We start from the raw sequence: 16,734 nt of genomic DNA, 5'->3' as shown, positions 1-16,734 counted from the left end.
TTTATTCCTCCTGAGTAAGATTAATATTTTACAAACAAAAGAAGCTCCCTAAGGGAGCCCTTTTTATATTTATATCTCTTTAAGCACTAACTCAGCCATTTCTTTGGTACCTACTAATTTGCTATTTGGGCCGGCAATATCTATCGTTGCAAAACCCGCATTCATTACTTTTTCCACAGCTACTTCAATAGCCTTAGCTGCTTCTTCATTTTTACAGGTAAACCTTAACATCATAGCTAGCGAAAGAATCGTTGCAAGTGGGTTTGCTTTATCCTGTCCTGCAATATCTGGAGCTGAACCATGAGCTGGTTCATAAACACCAATTTCTCCGCCTAAACTAGCTGATGGAAGCATTCCAAGGGATCCTGCTAAAGCTGCCGCTTGGTCACTTAAGATATCACCAAACATATTTTCAGTAACAATTACGTCAAATTGTTTAGGATTAATTACTAATTGAAGTGCAGCATTATCTACATATAAATGTTCTAATCTAACTTCAGGGTATTCTTTTGCTACTCTTAAAGTTACTTCTCTCCACAGTCTTGAACTTTCTAAAACATTTGCTTTATCAACTGAATGAAGTACTTTTTTACGATTCATGGCAATTTCAAAACCACGACGTACAATACGTTCTACTTCTTCAGCTGTATATTCAATATTATCAAAAGCCTTGTGCTCATCTCTTCCTTTAGCACCAAAATAAGCTCCACCTGTTAATTCTCTAATAATAACTATATCTACACCTTTGATATACTCTTCTTTCCACACTACTTTAGAAGCTAAGATATCATGGTATTTAACTGGTCTTATATTACAGTAAAGTCCTAAACGTTTTCTGATTCCTAAAAGAGCAGCCTCTGGGCGAAGTTCTCTAGGAAGGTCATCCCACTTAGGGCCTCCTACTGATCCTAAAATTACAGCATTACTATTTTGTACCTTTTCCCAAGTTTCATCCGGGAAAGGATTACCATGTTTATCATAAGCATTTCCACCAAAATCAGCTGTTTCCATAGAAAATTCTAAGTTAAACTTCTCGCTAACCTTTTCTAATATAGGTAAACTAGCATCAATTATTTCAGGACCTATCCCATCTCCAGGTAGAATAACTAATTTAGTCATTCTTTTTCACCTTCTTTTCTACATAATTAAGTAGATTTCCAGAATTTATAATTTCCTGAATAAAAGGAGGGAATGTTTCTGCTTTATATTCTTTGCCTTTAGTAATATTCTTTAATACGCCTGCTTCAACATCTAACTCTAGCTGATCACCAGCAGTTACCTCAGCTACAGCATCTGGAGCCGTAACAATAGGTAAACCTATATTAATTGCATTACGGTAAAAGATACGAGCAAAACTATGAGCCACTACACAGCTAATTCCCGCTGCTTTAATAGAAATAGGGGCATGTTCTCTAGAACTACCACAACCAAAGTTTCTACCTGCTACTAAAATATCACCTTGTGCTATCTTTTCATGAAAATCTGGAATCGCAGCTTCTAAGCAATGAGCTTTTAAATTTTCATCACTAGAATCATTTAAATAACGAGCTGCAATAATTACGTCCGTATCTACATCATCACCGACCATCCAGGCCTTACCTACATAATTTGCCATAATTATACCTCCTCCGGACTAGAGATCTTACCTGTAATTGCTGATGCTGCTGCTACAGCTGGGTTAGATAAGTATACTTCACTTTCAACATGACCCATGCGACCTACAAAGTTACGATTAGTAGTAGCAATAGCTCTTTCACCTTTTGCAAGTATTCCCATGTGACCACCTAAACATGGACCACAAGTAGGTGTACTAACTGCTCCGCCTGCTTCGATTATTGTTTGAATAAGTCCTTCTTCAATACACTGTTGATAAATGTCTTGCGTTCCTGGAAATACAACAAGTCTAATAAAAGGAGCAACTTTTTTACCTTTTAAAACTGCTGCTGCTGTCCTTAAATCTTCCATACGTCCATTTGTACAAGAACCAATTACTACTTGGTCAATTTTCACTTCTCCTACATCATCAATATCTTTAGTATTTGATGGTAAGTGTGGGAATGCAACCTGTGGTTTTAAAGTGCTTAAATCTATTTCAATTTCTCTTACATAACTAGCATCAGCATCACTTTCATATACTGTACATGGTCTTTTCAATCTATTTTCAATATATTCCTTAGTTTTTTCATCAACGGCGATTATTCCATTTTTAGCTCCTGCCTCAATAGCCATATTAGCAATACTAAATCTACTATCCATAGATAAATGTTCTAAGCCATCGCCTGTAAATTCAAGTGCTTGATATCTTGCACCATCTACGCCTATTTTTCCAATGAGTGCTAAAACAACATCTTTTCCAACTACCCATTTACCTGGTTTTCCTTTTAAAACTACTTTAATAGATTCAGGAACTCTTAGCCATACTTCTCCCGTAGCCATTGCTGCTGCAACATCTGTACTTCCTACGCCTGTTGAAAACGCGCCTAAAGCTCCATAAGTACAAGTGTGAGAGTCAGCTCCAATAACTAAGTTTCCTGGTCCTACTAGACCTTGTTCTGGTAACAAACAATGCTCGATTCCCATTTTTCCTACTTCAAAATAGTTTTCTAGTTCTTGATCTCTAGCAAAGTCTCTCATTATTTTACACTGCTCTGCAGACTTAATATCTTTACAAGGATTAAAATGATCTGGCACCATTACCACTTTATAATTATCAAATACTTTACCTACACCTAATTTTTCAAATTCTCTTATTGCAACTGGAGCTGTTACGTCATTACTTAAAACAACATCTACTTTTGCGGTAATTAAGTCTCCTGCTTGCACCTTATCTAAACCAGCATGAGCTGCTAATATTTTTTCCGTTATTGTCATTCCCATAATGCTCACTTCCCTTCAGATACTTTAGTCATATTGATTGCTTTGTTAATTGCATTTATATATGCTCTCGCACTAGCCTCAATGACATCTACACTTATACCTCTACCCGTAAAGCTTTTATCCTTATAAAGAGCTTTGACAATTACTTCACCTTGCGCATCTTTTCCACTAGTTACAGAATTTATAGAATAATCTGCTAACGTAATTTCTTCTTTGACAATATTATTGATAGCTGCATAAGTAGCCTCTACTATACCTTCCGCACAAGCAGCTGCCTCGACTAATTTTCCCTCTACCTCAACTCCGATAGTTGCAGTTGGAGTAACATTTGTCCCTGAAGAAAAATGAATAAAAGCAAACTTGTATGTTTCTGGCCCTTTTAATATTTCTGAATCTACTAAGGCAATTAAATCTTCATCAGATATTTCTTTTTTCCGGTCACAAAGTTCTTTAAATCTATCAAAAGCAGAATTTAAACCTTCACCCTCAAGTTCATAACCAAGATCTTTTAACTGAGTTTTAAAAGCATGACGACCAGAATGTTTACCTAAAACTATATTATTTACATGTATCCCAATCATTTCAGGATTCATAATTTCATAAGTTTCTCTTTCTTTTAATACTCCATCTTGGTGAACTCCTGATTCGTGAGCAAAAGCATTACGTCCTACTACAGATTTATTAGGCTGAATTTGCATCCCACTTAAATGACTAACTAATTTACTTGTTCTATAAATTTCACCCAAATTAATATTGGTTTTTTTATTATAATAATGACGACGAGTATAAATACTCATTACGACTTCTTCTAAAGCAGCATTACCAGCTCGTTCACCAATTCCATTCATAGCTACTTCTATTTGTCTTGCTCCATTTTCCATAGCAGCTAGTGAATTAGCTGTTGCCATGCCAAGGTCATTATGACAATGCACACTAATAATAGCCTTATCTATGTTAGGTACTTTTTCATGAATAGTTTTAATGAATTTCCCAAACTCATCTGGGGTGGCATACCCCACTGTATCCGGAATATTTACAGTAGTTGCACCTGCATCAATTACTGCTTCTACAACTTCACATAAAAAATTCATCTCACTACGAAAAGCATCTTCAGCTGAAAACTCTATATTTTCAGTAAAACTTTTTGCATAACTTACAGCTTCTACCGCCATTTTTAAAACTTCTTCGCTAGTTTTATTTAGTTTATGCTTCATATGAATTGGAGACGTTGCTAAAAAGATATGAATTCTTGGTTTTTTGGCTACTTTTAAGGCTTCCCAAGCTCTATCTATGTCTTTTTTATTAGCCCGACAAAGTCCCGCTATTTCAGGTCCCTCAACAGATTCGGCTATAGCCTTAACTGATTCAAAATCACCAGGAGATGCTATTGGAAAACCTGCTTCAATGCAATCTACACCAAGTTTTGCTAGTTGTTTAGCTATAGCTACCTTTTCTTTTAAGTTCAACGTTACTCCAGGGGACTGTTCTCCGTCACGCAAAGTAGTATCAAAAATAAATATATTATCCATAGATATCCCCTCCTTAAACACCAGTCATTTGATCCAATCCATCACCTGATAAAACCATTGGATAGACTAAATCTTGTGGATCTACTAAACATTCTATAATCGAAAATTTATTATTATTGAAAGCTTCTTTTAGAATGTTCTCGCTTTCCTCTATGTTTTCAATTTTATAACCTTCTGCTCCAAAGGCTTTAGCTAAAGTCATAAAATCTAAAGCTTTTTTAAAGCGAACTTGGCTATACCTTTCTCCGCAATAATGATGTTGCAGCTGCCTTACCATTCCTAGACAGTTATTATTAAATACTAATATTTTTAATGGTAAGTCTAGTTCAGAAATGGTTCCGAGCTCTGTCATCCCCATTTGAAAACTACCATCACCTGTAATTGCGATTACTAATTTATCTGGCATTGCTAATTGGGCTCCGACAGCAGCAGGAATTCCATATCCCATAGTTCCTAAACCACAAGATGAAATCCATTTTCTTGGTAAATTAAAAGGAATATTTAAAGCTGACCATAATTGGTGTTGTCCTACATCTGTTGTAAAAATGGTTTCTTTAGGAACTAATTCAGATACTTTTCTTAAAATTTCAGGCACCATTAAATTTTCCCATTTTTCTATACTTTCTATATTCCAATCAATATCTGATTTTTTTTCTTTTTCTAAGTGCTTATTAATATCTTTCAATATATGTTGCAAATCTCCTACAATAGGTAAATCCGGATTTATGTTTTTGCCAATTTCTGCTGGATCAATATCTATGTGAATTACTTTTGCATTTGGGGCAAATCTTGCTGAATTACCCACTACTCGATCATCAAATCTCATTCCAAGCGCTAAAAATAAATCGCACTTTTGGACAAATTCATTAGCTTTTTTATGCCCATATGTTCCAAGCATACCCTTATGTACCTGATCATCTGATGGAAACCCACCGAGACCCATCATCGTTGACACGACGTTTGCCTGAGTTAATTCTTGTAATTTTTTTACTTCTTCATAACAGTTAGAACTAATTACTCCTCCACCAACACAAAGTAAAGGAAATTGACTTTCTTTAATCATCTTAACTGCCTTTTTTATCATTTCAGGATGACCTTTTATTGTCGGCTTATAACTTCTTATATTAACTTTATTGTAGGGGATATACTCACATTCATCCCTTGAAACATCACTAGGAATATCTATAAGCACTGGCCCTGGCCTTCCAGATCTTGCAATATAAAAAGCTTCTGCTACAACCTTTGGTAAATCCTTTACATCTTGAACTAAATAATTATATTTAATTACTGGTGCCGTAATCCCTGTTATATCTACCTCTTGAAAAGCATCTGTACCCACTAATATTCGTGGAACCTGACCTGTAATGATCACAAGGGGCACTGAATCCATATAAGCTGTAGCAATTCCAGTAACTAAGTTAGTAGCTCCTGGCCCTGATGTTGCTAGCGCTACTCCTACTTTATTAGAAGCACGAGCGTAACCACTTGCCCCATGCACACTTGCTTGCTCATGCCTAACAAGAACATGATCTATAGAGCTTTTCTCTAATTCATCATAGATTTCAAGCACAGCCCCTCCTGGGTATCCAAAAATTAAATCTACCCCTTCTTTTTCTAGAGCTTTAACTAAAATCTGTGCCCCACTGTGTATCATCAAGTCTCACTCCTTATTTTTTAAGCCAAGCCATTTTACTTCTTAATTCTTCTCCTACTTGCTCAATTAAATGATTTCTACCTTCATTCTTTGCTGCTGAATAACGTGGACGACCTACTTTATTTTCTAATAACCAATTATAAGCAAATGTACCATCTTGAATATCTCTTAATACTTTTTTCATTTCTGCTCTTACATCATCATTAATAATTCTCTTTCCTGCTACAAAATCACCGTATTCAGCTGTATCAGAAATAGAATAACGCATGTTGTGGATTCCACCTTCATACATTAAATCAACGATTAATTTCATTTCATGTAAACATTCAAAATAAGCGATTTCAGGCTTATATCCTGCTTCTACTAAAGTGTCAAATCCTGCTCTAACTAATTCTGTCATTCCACCACATAAAACTGCTTGTTCTCCAAAAAGATCAGTTTCTGTTTCTTCCTTAAATGTTGTTTCTAAAACTCCAGCTCTAGTACAACCAATTCCTTTAGCATAAGCTAATGCTTTATCTCTACATTTTCCACTAGCGTCTTGATAAATTGCAAATAATCCTGGGATTCCTACGCCATCAATATAAAGTCTTCTAACCATATGTCCAGGTCCCTTAGGAGCTACTAAAAATACGTCTACATCTGCTGGAGGTACAATTTGTCCAAAATGAACATTAAATCCATGAGCAAATACTAAAGAATTTCCAGCTACTAAGTTTTCCTTGATATAGGTATCGTAAATTTCTTTTTGATTTTCATCAGGAATTAGGATCATGATGATATCAGCTTGTTTACTCGCTTCATCAATAGGTAATGCTTTTAAACCGTCTGCTTCAACTTTTTTAAAGGTACTACTACCAGGACGAAGACCTACTACTACATCTACTCCACTATCTTGTAAACTTTGAGCGTGAGCATGACCTTGTGAACCATAACCAATTACTGCAACCTTTTTGCCTTGTAATACCTCTAAATTTGCATCTTTATCATAATACATTTGTACCATTTCTATTCCCCCTAATTTTTTTCTTTATTTCCACGAACCATTGATATAGTTCCGGTTTTAACAAGTTCTTGAATTCCAAATGGTTTTAATAGTTTTATTATTGCTTCAATTTTGTTTATATCACCAGTTGTTTCTATAATAATGGATTTCCTTCCAATGTCTACCACCCTGGCTCTAAAAATATTTATTAACTCTAATATTTCACTTCTTGTAGAGTTATCAGCATTAACTCTGAGAAGAAGCAGTTGACGATCAACTGTTTCTTCTCTTGTCATATCATGCACCTTAATAACATCAATAAGTTTGTTTAATTGCTTTGTAACTTGTTCTAAGATTATCTCATCACCCGAAACCACTATTGTCATGCGGGAAATAGAAGAATCTTCTGTTTCACTAACAACTAAACTTTCAATATTGTACCCTCTACGTGAGAAAAGTCCAGAAACTTTAGAGAGTACACCTGGTCTGTTTTCAACCAAGACTGCTAATGTTTTCTTCATCATTCCATCTCCCCCACATTTCATCGATACTACAACCAGCAGGTACAATAGGATAGACATTGGCTTCAGGATCTACCTTAACATCTAGTAAACAAGGAAAATCGCTTTCTATACATTCTTTAATAACCTTGTCTTTTTTCTCATTATTCGTAATTTTCTGTCCTAAGATTCCATAAGAACTAGCTAATATTTCCCAATCCGGACTAAACTCAAGGCTTGATTGTGCATAATTTTTATCAAAGAATAATTCTTGCCATTGTCTTACCATACCTAAACAACCGTTATTTACAATAAATATCTTAATTGGTAGTTTACATTGTTTTATAACAGCTAATTCTTGAAGATTCATTTGAAAACTTCCATCTCCTGTTATTAAAACTACCTTTTTCTTAGGATTAGCTACTTGCGCCCCAATAGCAGCTGGTAATCCATATCCCATAGTACCTAAACCACCAGAAGTTAAAAAACTTTTTGGTTTAGTGGGATGAACAAATAAAGCTGACCACATTTGATGTTGACCTACATCTGTTACAATTATTGTATCATCATCTACTAAATCATTAATCTTTCCTAATAATTCTTGAGGACTAATTAAATCATTATTCTTATTATATAACTTACAAGATTTTTCTTCAATTAAACTTAACCAATCTTTGGTACTTTTTACTTTCTTTAAGCTTTTTTCTAAGGAATTAAAGAAATCAGAGCTATCTGCAACCACAGGTATTTCTACATTTCTATTTTTTCCAATCTCTGCACCATCTAAGTCTACATGAATTACTTTTGCCCCTTTTGCAAAATGGTTTAAATCTCCTGTTACCCTATCATCAAAACGAAGTCCTACGGCTAATAAAAGATCACAATTTTGAATTGCATAATTAGCTCCAGGCATTCCGTGCATTCCAACCATTCCTAAGTATAATGGGCTATTTGGTGGGAATAATCCTTTAGCCATTAAAGTACAAGCTACTGGAATTTGATGTTTAGTTGCAATTTTTTCTAGAGCAGGACTTGCATCACTCGTAACTCCTCCACCAATAAAAATCAAAGGATTTTGAGCATTTTTTAAGGCTTCTACTACTCTTTGTATCTGGCAATCATTAATTTCTGGCTTTGCGAGTTTTTTAATTACCCGCTCTCTGATTTTACCTTCAGGGATATTTGTTAATTCTTGCGTAAAAACATCTTTAGGTATATCAATTAAAACAGGTCCTGGTCTCCCAGTTTTCGCTATATAAAAGGCTTCCTTAACAATAGAAGGGATATCTCTTGCATCAGTAACTAAATAATTATGTTTAGTTACTGGCTGAGAAAAGCCAGTAGTATCTGCCTCTTGAAAACTATCTTTTCCTAAAAAACTTTTTCCTACTTGCCCCGTAATCGCAATTAAAGGAATTGAGTCCATATGTGCCGTTGCAAGTCCTGTTAATAAATTAGTCGCACCTGGTCCTGAAGTAGCAAAACATACTCCAACTTTATTAGACGATCTTGAATAACCATCAGCTGCATGTATTGCTCCTTGTTCGTGTCTAGTAAGAATATGATTAATATTGCTTGTTCTTAAAACATTATATAAAGGAAGTAAAACTCCACCAGGTATACCAAAAACATCATCTACACCTTGTTCTTCTAAACACTTAAGTAGAAGTTCAGACCCTAACATAAAAATTCCTCCTTCTTAATATATAGTACATTACATTTAAAAATATAATGCACCTAGAATTTGGTGCCCTGGCTCCAAAATAATTCTAGGGTATATTGCTTTTTATAGTTTAACATCTTTTTATAATATATAACAGTTTATGTGTTTGGCTATATATTATGTAACAGTTATATTTTTTATTAGTATACAATTACAATTAAGTATAGTCAACCGTTAAATATTTTTTATCAAATAAAATTTTTTCTAAAATACTTATGTAATAGATTACTGATTATTAATAAAATTAATTACTTTATTTTATATAAAGAAAACAGCCTTTTAGGCTGTTTTTATGGTCGTATATAAAAATATCCCTGAGCTTGTTTTTTTACAATTTCTCCAACACCAGAAGGAACAATATATGCAAATTCTAAAAGATCTTCTTTGTTCAATTTTTTTTCTTTCATTGTGTTGGCGCAGGCTGCAAAAGATATTCCTTTTTTATAAAGAGCTTCAACCTTTTCTTTATATTCTGAACTTTGATACATTAAAGCTATCCCTTCAGAATTTCCAACTAAAGCTACCTCAACTTCATCTTCTCCTAAATCATTTAATAGATTTGCCATATTCTTTAGCACCAACATGATTTTTTCCTTTTCATCTACATGAAATAATGCTTTATATTTTTTCATATTGCCTCCTCCTCTTTTCTAAAATCAAAAAATTAAAATTAAATACTCTTGAGTAGATAAAATGTGCCTCTTGGAAAAGGTTTCTTTACTGAATCTATTCTTTATATAAATTCAAAATTCCTTTTATCTTTGCTTCTAGTCTTTTTATGGTAATCATTTACTAAAATTTTAAACTTTATCTAAATAACTTTTTCAGAATATTTTTATATAAAATCATTTTAATTTCTAAATAGCTTATATTTAAACTATTTAATTGCTAAATACCTTGTTTTAAAATTATTCTATTTTTTAAACCATTCAAAAAAGAATCTAGAATAGTATTCTAGATTCTTTGGCTGGGAGGGCTGGATTTGAACCAACGAATACAGGAGTCAAAGTCCTGTGCCTTACCGCTTGGCGACATCCCATTGCTTAAATTATTTTCTATAACTATTATTACCTTCTTTTGAGCTTTTAATACATTTAATTTTTACTTTTCATTACTATTATCTCATTTTTGATATTATTTTCATGCTAAGTTTTCTATATATTATAATAATTTTTTTAACATATCTTATAATTATTTTAATTTTTCAGTATGTCTTCTTATTAATTTTATTTTTAATGAATATTTATCTCAATATTTTTGTTATCTGAAATTGTTTTTTGCAACCTAATTTCTAAAATACCATTTTCATAATAGGTTCTGATAACTTCTTCATTAATCGGACAAGGTAAATTAAATGATTTTTCTAACTTTCCATTTATAGTTAATATATTATTTTCGATACCAATTTTAATATCCTTTTTATCTTGTACACCTGGAATTTCAATAACTGCAACTATCTCTGTTGGTGATTCATAAATATCTGTAAACATTCCATTTGCTCCTTTTGGCGAATCTTTTATTTCTTCTAATCCCTCGCCTGATGATAATGTCATCATCTCACCCCATTTTAGTAAAATATCTTACACTAATATAATGGTTAATTTATAAGTTTTTATACTCTATTAAATTTATAATTTTAGAACTTCTATTATTATGAATAATTTCTTTGCTAATACGCATTCTATAAAGGAATTTAAAATTTGGGAGGGATACATATGTCTGGTAAAATGCCAAATTCAGCAGATGTTATGCAAATGAAACAATATCAACAACAAATCGAGGAGCAATTAAGTAAAGCAGGACAGGCCATTGATCAAGCTATTTATAGTAATAATATGGATCAAGTAAAAGAAGCTAAAAAGGTTATAGAATTTGCACAAAATCAAATTCAGCAAGCACAACAGATAGTAGATAGCAAAAACTTAATGTAAAAATTTCTGGAGACATAAAAAAACCAGAGGATTAATCCTCTGGTTTTTTTGGTGGAGATAAGCAGATTTGAACTGCTGACCCCCTGCTTGCAAGGCAGGTGCTCTCCCAGCTGAGCTATACCCCCATACTGGAGCCGACGATGGGACTCGAACCCGCAACCTGCTGATTACAAGTCAGCTGCTCTTCCAGTTGAGCTACGTCGGCAACAATCTCTAACCAAGAATTATTATAGCACCTCACTTTAAATTGTACAAGCCTTTTTTTAAAATAATTTTACAAATTCATTAACTAAATTAGGATCAAATTGAGTACCTGCATTATTTTTTATTTCTTTAATCGCTTCTTCATGGCTTAATGCCTTACGATATGGTCTATCATTAGTCATCGCATCGTACGCATCGATAATGGCAATTATCCGACATTCTAGGGGAATTTCCTCTCCTTTTAATCCTAAAGGATATCCTTTACCATTGTACCATTCATGATGTTGTTGAATTAAACTAGCAATATGTTCTATATCCTTTATTGCTTTAGCAATCCTGCATCCTATATCTGTATGTAATTGCATTTCTTTAATTTCTTCATTAGTTAAAGCCTCAGGCTTAAGTAATATTCTATGGGGTATACCCACTTTACCTATATCATGAAACTTTACTAATAGTTTTAAATCCATTACCCTGTTTTGGGTTAAGTTTAATTTATGGGCAAATTTACTAGCTAAGTCTAGTAATCTACTCATATGACTATGCGTATTATAGTCTAGAGTACTTTGTGCTTCCATTAAACCTTTAACTATATTACTTCTGGCATTTTGTCTTTGCTTTGTTTTTTGGCGATATAAATAATTATCCGCCTCTTTTATAGTGCTTTCGATACTTTTCTCCATTCCACTTATAGCATACCCAAGCGAAATACTTAGAGGAATTTGAGGATAATTAGTATTATAAACATTTAAATTCTCCAAAATATTCCTAATTATCTTTTCCATAATTTCATGATTAGCTTCTGTAACAAGTATAGAAAACTCATCTCCTCCAATACGTGCTAAGAAGTCTTGCTTTCGTATAGATTTGTTTATAATATTTACAGCAGTCTTTAACACCATATCTCCTGCTAGATGTCCAATTGTATCATTTATTAATTTTAACCCATCAAGGTCTAATACTATTATTCCTAATGATTGATTATTTTTTGTTTGATGTCGCGATATTTCTTGCTCATAAAATGTACGATTATATGTGCCAGTTAAATGATCTTTAAAACTTAAACTCTTTAATTTTTCTTCGATTTCTTTCTGTTCAGAAATATCACGTATAGATTCAATAGCCCCTACCTTTTCACCCCTTTCATCATAGAGTGGGGAAGCCTTTGCCCATAAAAATGCTCCTTTGTTATTAAATACCTTTCCATTGTATCTTGTAGCAAAATACTTATCTCCATCCTTTTTAAGGCTATCAAAGTTTCCATTAAGCCTTAAATTACTATCAAAGATTAAATCAATTAGCATAGGTTCAATCCTATCAAAAAAGGGTATTGAATAATTCCTTGTTCCTAATATTTCTTGATTTAGTACACCTGTCATATCTTCAATAGCTCTATTCCAAGCAATGACATTTTGATTATTATCAATCACAAAAGTAGGATCAGGTAAAAAGTCTATGATATCTTGTAATGTTTTATTTATACTTGTAACATTTTCCTGGATTTCATCTAGTGTATTTAGCATATGATTAAAGTTATCAGGGGACTTTAGTTTAGTGTCCTCTGTAGTTAAATTGATATTACCACGATAAATATCATAGTTGGAAAACTTATCTATAATCTTACTAAGTCTTTTTCCAGGATTAAGTATCCTGTTTTTAAGGAGAAGATTACTTCCAAAACCTATAAACATTAAATTGGAACCTAAAATAATTAGTAAATATCTCAAAGTTTGTCTAGCCTTTAAGTTAATATCTCTAGGTAATTCAGTTTTTAGTACCATATTTGCATTTCCATTAATATCATGAAGAATTGAGTACCCTACCATGTGTTCCGAATTAATTTCTTTGGATAACGAAGGTTTATTTGTCAATGTTTTCCAGTCAAGGCCATAATTATTATCTTCTTTATCATAATTTACAATTTGACATTTAATTTTATCATTACTTGTTAAGGAATTAAGAATACCTTTATCTAAGTAGCGCCCCAAAATTAATGTTCCTTGAGCAGGTTTTTGAGCACCATTTTTTATTAAAGGACACAAAGAAATAAGTAGTGTTTCATTTCCAAGTTTCACCAAACCACATGGTGCATTATCAGGATTTTTGCACTCCAGAATTTTTGGATTTTGTTCAATATATTTGTATAACTCCGGATAAATACTTTTATCTGATTGATTTTCTTGGTTTAATTCCTTTGCATAAACAATTTCATTTTTAGCATTTAGATACATAATAACATTAAGATTATTATCCTTTAATAAATTTATTTCTATATAATCTTGAAAATACTGATTATAGGGATTCTGAATAAAATCTATACTCTTTTCTTTAGAAGCCCAGTATTTACCTAAATTATTTAATGATTCGGCCTTTTCATTCAAAGAGTTTTTTATATGCATAATATCTTCGGCAGCCTGTGCATTTTCTAATTCAGAGAAATTATTAATCATTAATTTTTTGCTTACTATATAATTAAAAAACAACATAATAACCACAGTAAATATGATGATTATCCGAGTTTTATGAAACCTCCACATTTTACTAGCCTCCAAAACAGCATTAACTTTTTGTATCAATTAATACTATTCTGTAACAGATCAAAACTTTCCTTTATTATAAAAAAAGATAGGCATAAACCTATCTTTTATGTTAAATATTCCAATATTATCGAGATATAAAATTTTATAGAATCTAAATATTTTTGAGTTTCGACATATTCATCAGGTTGATGTGCTAGCCTTTCATCTCCTGGTCCGAATATAATTGCTGGAATCTTTAAGTTATGTACAAAAATTGAGGCATCAGTGTAAAAATTCACCCCTAATGGAATTAAATCCTTACCTAAAGATTTTTTTGCAGCCTTAATTGCCATACTAACAAAAGAATCATTAATATCTGTTTCTACGGGATGACGATTATTAATAACCTTTAAGGAACAGTTAAATCCTTCGTTTTCTCTTGTTAAATCATTTATAATATTCTGCATATCAGTAATAATAGTTTCATTATCTTGCCCAGGAATTGTACGTATATCTACTGTTATTTTACAATGATCTGGCACAACATTAGTTTTTACTCCACCCTCTAATGTACCTATATTAATTGTAGGATGTCCTAATAACGGATGCTGTTTATACATAAATTTATATTCATTTATTTTTGTAATTAACTTATTCATCTGTAAAATAGCATTATTACCATACTCAGGCATAGACCCATGTGCAGTTTTTCCAAAGGTCTCAAAACTTAACCATAGGGTTCCCTTGGTAGCAGTAAATAGTTTTAATTCACTTGGTTCAGCTATTACCGCCACTCCTACATTTTTTAGACATTCTTTTGTAAGTAAATCTTTAGCTCCTATGCTATCAAATTCTTCTCCAGCTGTACCTGTAATTAATAAATCTCCTTTTAATTCTATATCAGCTTTTTTCACTAAGCACGCTGCTATAATCATGGCAGCTAGGCCACCCTTCATATCTGATGCCCCACGTCCATAAATTTTTCCATCTTCTATTACTCCACTAAAAGGATCATGCCTCCATTTAGATTCACCTGTAGGCACTACATCTAAATGTCCATTAAATAATAAATCCTTATTTTCACCATTTCCTTTGATAACACCAATCACATTTGCACGCATTACTTCTAATTCATCGATATAGCTTTCAATTTCATGCTCATTTAAATAATTACTGATAAATTTAGCTAAAGGTTCTTCATTTCCAGGTGGATTAGTTGTATTCATTTGTAGCATCTGTTGTAATAATTTAATAGCCTTTTCTTGTTCTAGTAAGCTATATATTTCGTCAACATTCATATCTATCACCTCGTTCCATACTTTTCAGTGTTTTTGTGCAAGTAAGCCTTTTCTATTTCTTCTTTATTTATTTTTTCATCTCCACTACTTTCTAAGATAATTTCTCCTTTTTGAATTACATAAACATGGTCTGCTATTTCAATAGCCTTATGTGCGTTTTGTTCAATTAGAAAAATTGATGTTCCTAGTTCATTCTTGACCTTCACAATAGTCTCAAATATTTCTTTAATAAGAATAGGAGCTAAACCTAAAGAAGGTTCATCCATTAGAATTAGTTTAGGTTCACTCATGAGAGCCCTGCACATAGCGACCATTTGTTGCTCTCCCCCACTTAATGTTCCAGCAGTTTGACTTCTTCTTTCTTTTAATCTAGGGAAGATACTATAAGATTTTTCTAGATTAGCTTGGATCTTTTTTTGATCCTTTAAAGTACAAGCCCCTATTAATAAATTATCTTCAACAGTTAACTTTGGAAACAATCTCCTGCCTTCTGGTACAGTAGCTATCCCTTTCTTAACTATTTCTGGTGTATTAATACTATCTATACGTTCATTTTCAAAATATATTTCACCTGAACTAGGTTTCACAAGGCCGATAATTGTTTTAATCGTCGTACTTTTTCCTGCTCCATTACTTCCTAGAAGGCATGTGATTTCACCTTTTTTTACTTTTAAATTAACATCCCTTAAAATTCTAATTGAGCCATAGTGTGTAGTGATATTTTTTAGTTCTAGCATTTATTCGTCCTCCCCTAAGTAAGCACGAATAACTTCTTTATCTTTACTTACTTCGTTAAAACTTCCTTCAGCAATTTTATCCCCAGAACTAAAGCAGATTACCCGATCAGCTAAACCCTCAATTAGTCCCATATCATGTTCAATTACAATAATTGATATATCTTCTTCTATTTTTCTAATCTTTTTTATATCTTCTACTAATTCAAGGGTTTCATTAGGATCCATGCCTGCTGATGGTTCATCCAAAATAAGTAATTTAGGCTTAGAAACTAAAGCCCGACATATTTCAAGTCTTCTGCGATCAGCATATGAAAGGTCACTGGCTAATTTATCTTGTTGTTCTAATAATTTTTTACTAAAAAACCCTAAAATTTCTCGTGCACTCTCAACAGCTTCTTTTTCTTCTTGCCTTTCTTTTTTAGTCCGGAAAACAGCATCCCACAGAAAACTTTTTTGCTTTGTATGTAGCCCCATCATTACATTTTCTAATACATTTAATTTCCAAAATAAACGACCATTTTGAAATGTTCTAGCAATTCCTAAATTATAATTATAATCAGGTCTAGAGCCATTAATTTTTTTACCTTCAAATATAATATCACCGCCAGTTGGCTCGTAAATTCCTGTTAATAAATTAAAAAATGTAGTTTTACCTGATCCATTAGGACCAATAATTCCAATATTTTCAGCCCTATTTAAATTAAAGCTAACTTTATTAACAGCAACGAGTCCTCCAAATTGCATTGTTAGATTTGTTGTCTTTAATAATTCCACATT

Annotated in this window: 15 protein-coding genes and 3 tRNA genes; 1 reads left to right on the top strand and 17 read right to left on the bottom strand. The window is 32.6% G+C overall.

Going from position 1 to position 16,734, the window contains the following annotated elements:
* Positions 1–69: 69 nt before the first annotated feature.
* The 11 genes from leuB to B8965_RS07895 form a co-directional block, all read right to left on the bottom strand.
* Complete coding sequence (leuB, locus tag B8965_RS07945) at positions 70–1,119, bottom strand: 3-isopropylmalate dehydrogenase (RefSeq protein ID WP_084053442.1); 1,050 nt, start codon at positions 1,117–1,119, stop codon at positions 70–72.
* Positions 1,112–1,615, bottom strand: coding sequence for a 3-isopropylmalate dehydratase small subunit (locus B8965_RS07940; protein WP_084053440.1), 504 nt, complete (start codon positions 1,613–1,615; stop codon positions 1,112–1,114). Before B8965_RS07940 ends, leuB begins: the two co-directional genes overlap by 8 nt.
* Positions 1,616–1,617: 2 nt before the next feature.
* Complete coding sequence (gene leuC, locus B8965_RS07935; RefSeq protein ID WP_084053438.1) at positions 1,618–2,877, bottom strand: 3-isopropylmalate dehydratase large subunit; 1,260 nt, start codon at positions 2,875–2,877, stop codon at positions 1,618–1,620.
* Between the two features lie 5 nt (positions 2,878–2,882).
* Positions 2,883–4,406 (bottom strand): 2-isopropylmalate synthase, encoded by a 1,524-nt coding sequence (locus B8965_RS07930; protein ID WP_084053436.1) that lies wholly within the window; start codon positions 4,404–4,406, stop codon positions 2,883–2,885.
* Between the two features lie 13 nt (positions 4,407–4,419).
* A complete protein-coding gene (gene ilvB / locus B8965_RS07925; RefSeq protein WP_084053434.1) occupies positions 4,420–6,060 on the bottom strand; it encodes a biosynthetic-type acetolactate synthase large subunit in 1,641 nt (546 codons plus the stop codon).
* 13 nt (positions 6,061–6,073) lie between these two features.
* Complete coding sequence (gene ilvC, locus B8965_RS07920; RefSeq protein WP_084053432.1) at positions 6,074–7,066, bottom strand: ketol-acid reductoisomerase; 993 nt, start codon at positions 7,064–7,066, stop codon at positions 6,074–6,076.
* A gap of 11 nt (positions 7,067–7,077) precedes the next feature.
* Positions 7,078–7,566, bottom strand: coding sequence for an acetolactate synthase small subunit (ilvN, locus tag B8965_RS07915; protein WP_084053466.1), 489 nt, complete (start codon positions 7,564–7,566; stop codon positions 7,078–7,080).
* Entirely contained in the window at positions 7,538–9,229 is a 1,692-nt protein-coding gene (ilvB, locus tag B8965_RS07910) for a biosynthetic-type acetolactate synthase large subunit (protein ID WP_084053430.1), read from the bottom strand. Before ilvB (B8965_RS07910) ends, ilvN begins: the two co-directional genes overlap by 29 nt.
* A gap of 329 nt (positions 9,230–9,558) precedes the next feature.
* Entirely contained in the window at positions 9,559–9,900 is a 342-nt protein-coding gene (locus tag B8965_RS07905) for a DsrE family protein (protein ID WP_084053428.1), read from the bottom strand.
* 332 nt (positions 9,901–10,232) lie between these two features.
* Positions 10,233–10,307: transfer RNA gene (locus tag B8965_RS07900), tRNA-Gln, on the bottom strand.
* Positions 10,308–10,500: 193 nt separating this feature from the next.
* Positions 10,501–10,824: an Hsp20/alpha crystallin family protein gene (locus tag B8965_RS07895; protein ID WP_144015887.1), complete on the bottom strand. Its 324-nt coding sequence runs from the start codon at positions 10,822–10,824 to the stop codon at positions 10,501–10,503.
* A gap of 159 nt (positions 10,825–10,983) precedes the next feature.
* Between B8965_RS07895 and B8965_RS07890 the strand changes: the two genes are divergently transcribed.
* Positions 10,984–11,199, top strand: coding sequence for a hypothetical protein (locus B8965_RS07890; protein WP_084053425.1), 216 nt, complete (start codon positions 10,984–10,986; stop codon positions 11,197–11,199).
* Between the two features lie 49 nt (positions 11,200–11,248).
* On the opposite strand, the gene B8965_RS07885 is transcribed toward B8965_RS07890, so the two are convergent.
* The 6 genes from B8965_RS07885 to B8965_RS07860 form a co-directional block, all read right to left on the bottom strand.
* Positions 11,249–11,324: transfer RNA gene (locus B8965_RS07885), tRNA-Ala, on the bottom strand.
* Between the two features lie 4 nt (positions 11,325–11,328).
* A tRNA-Thr gene (locus B8965_RS07880) sits at positions 11,329–11,404 on the bottom strand.
* Between the two features lie 58 nt (positions 11,405–11,462).
* On the bottom strand, positions 11,463–13,940 hold the full coding sequence (locus B8965_RS07875; protein WP_084053423.1) for a diguanylate cyclase: 2,478 nt from the start codon (positions 13,938–13,940) through the stop codon (positions 11,463–11,465).
* Positions 13,941–14,047: 107 nt separating this feature from the next.
* Positions 14,048–15,220: a M20 family metallopeptidase gene (locus B8965_RS07870; protein WP_084053421.1), complete on the bottom strand. Its 1,173-nt coding sequence runs from the start codon at positions 15,218–15,220 to the stop codon at positions 14,048–14,050.
* A gap of 5 nt (positions 15,221–15,225) precedes the next feature.
* A complete protein-coding gene (locus B8965_RS07865) occupies positions 15,226–15,957 on the bottom strand; it encodes an ABC transporter ATP-binding protein (protein ID WP_084053419.1) in 732 nt (243 codons plus the stop codon).
* The gene (locus B8965_RS07860) at positions 15,958–16,731 is read right to left on the bottom strand and encodes an ABC transporter ATP-binding protein (RefSeq protein WP_084053417.1); all 774 of its coding nucleotides are present in this window, start codon (positions 16,729–16,731) and stop codon (positions 15,958–15,960) included.
* Positions 16,732–16,734 lie beyond the last annotated feature (3 nt).

The sequence above is a fragment of the Desulfonispora thiosulfatigenes DSM 11270 genome (assembly GCF_900176035.1).
Classification (GTDB): Bacteria; Bacillota; Peptococcia; order Peptococcales; family Desulfonisporaceae; genus Desulfonispora; species Desulfonispora thiosulfatigenes.
Note: the sequence above shows the minus strand (reverse complement) of the source record. Positions and strands in the feature narration are given on the sequence as shown.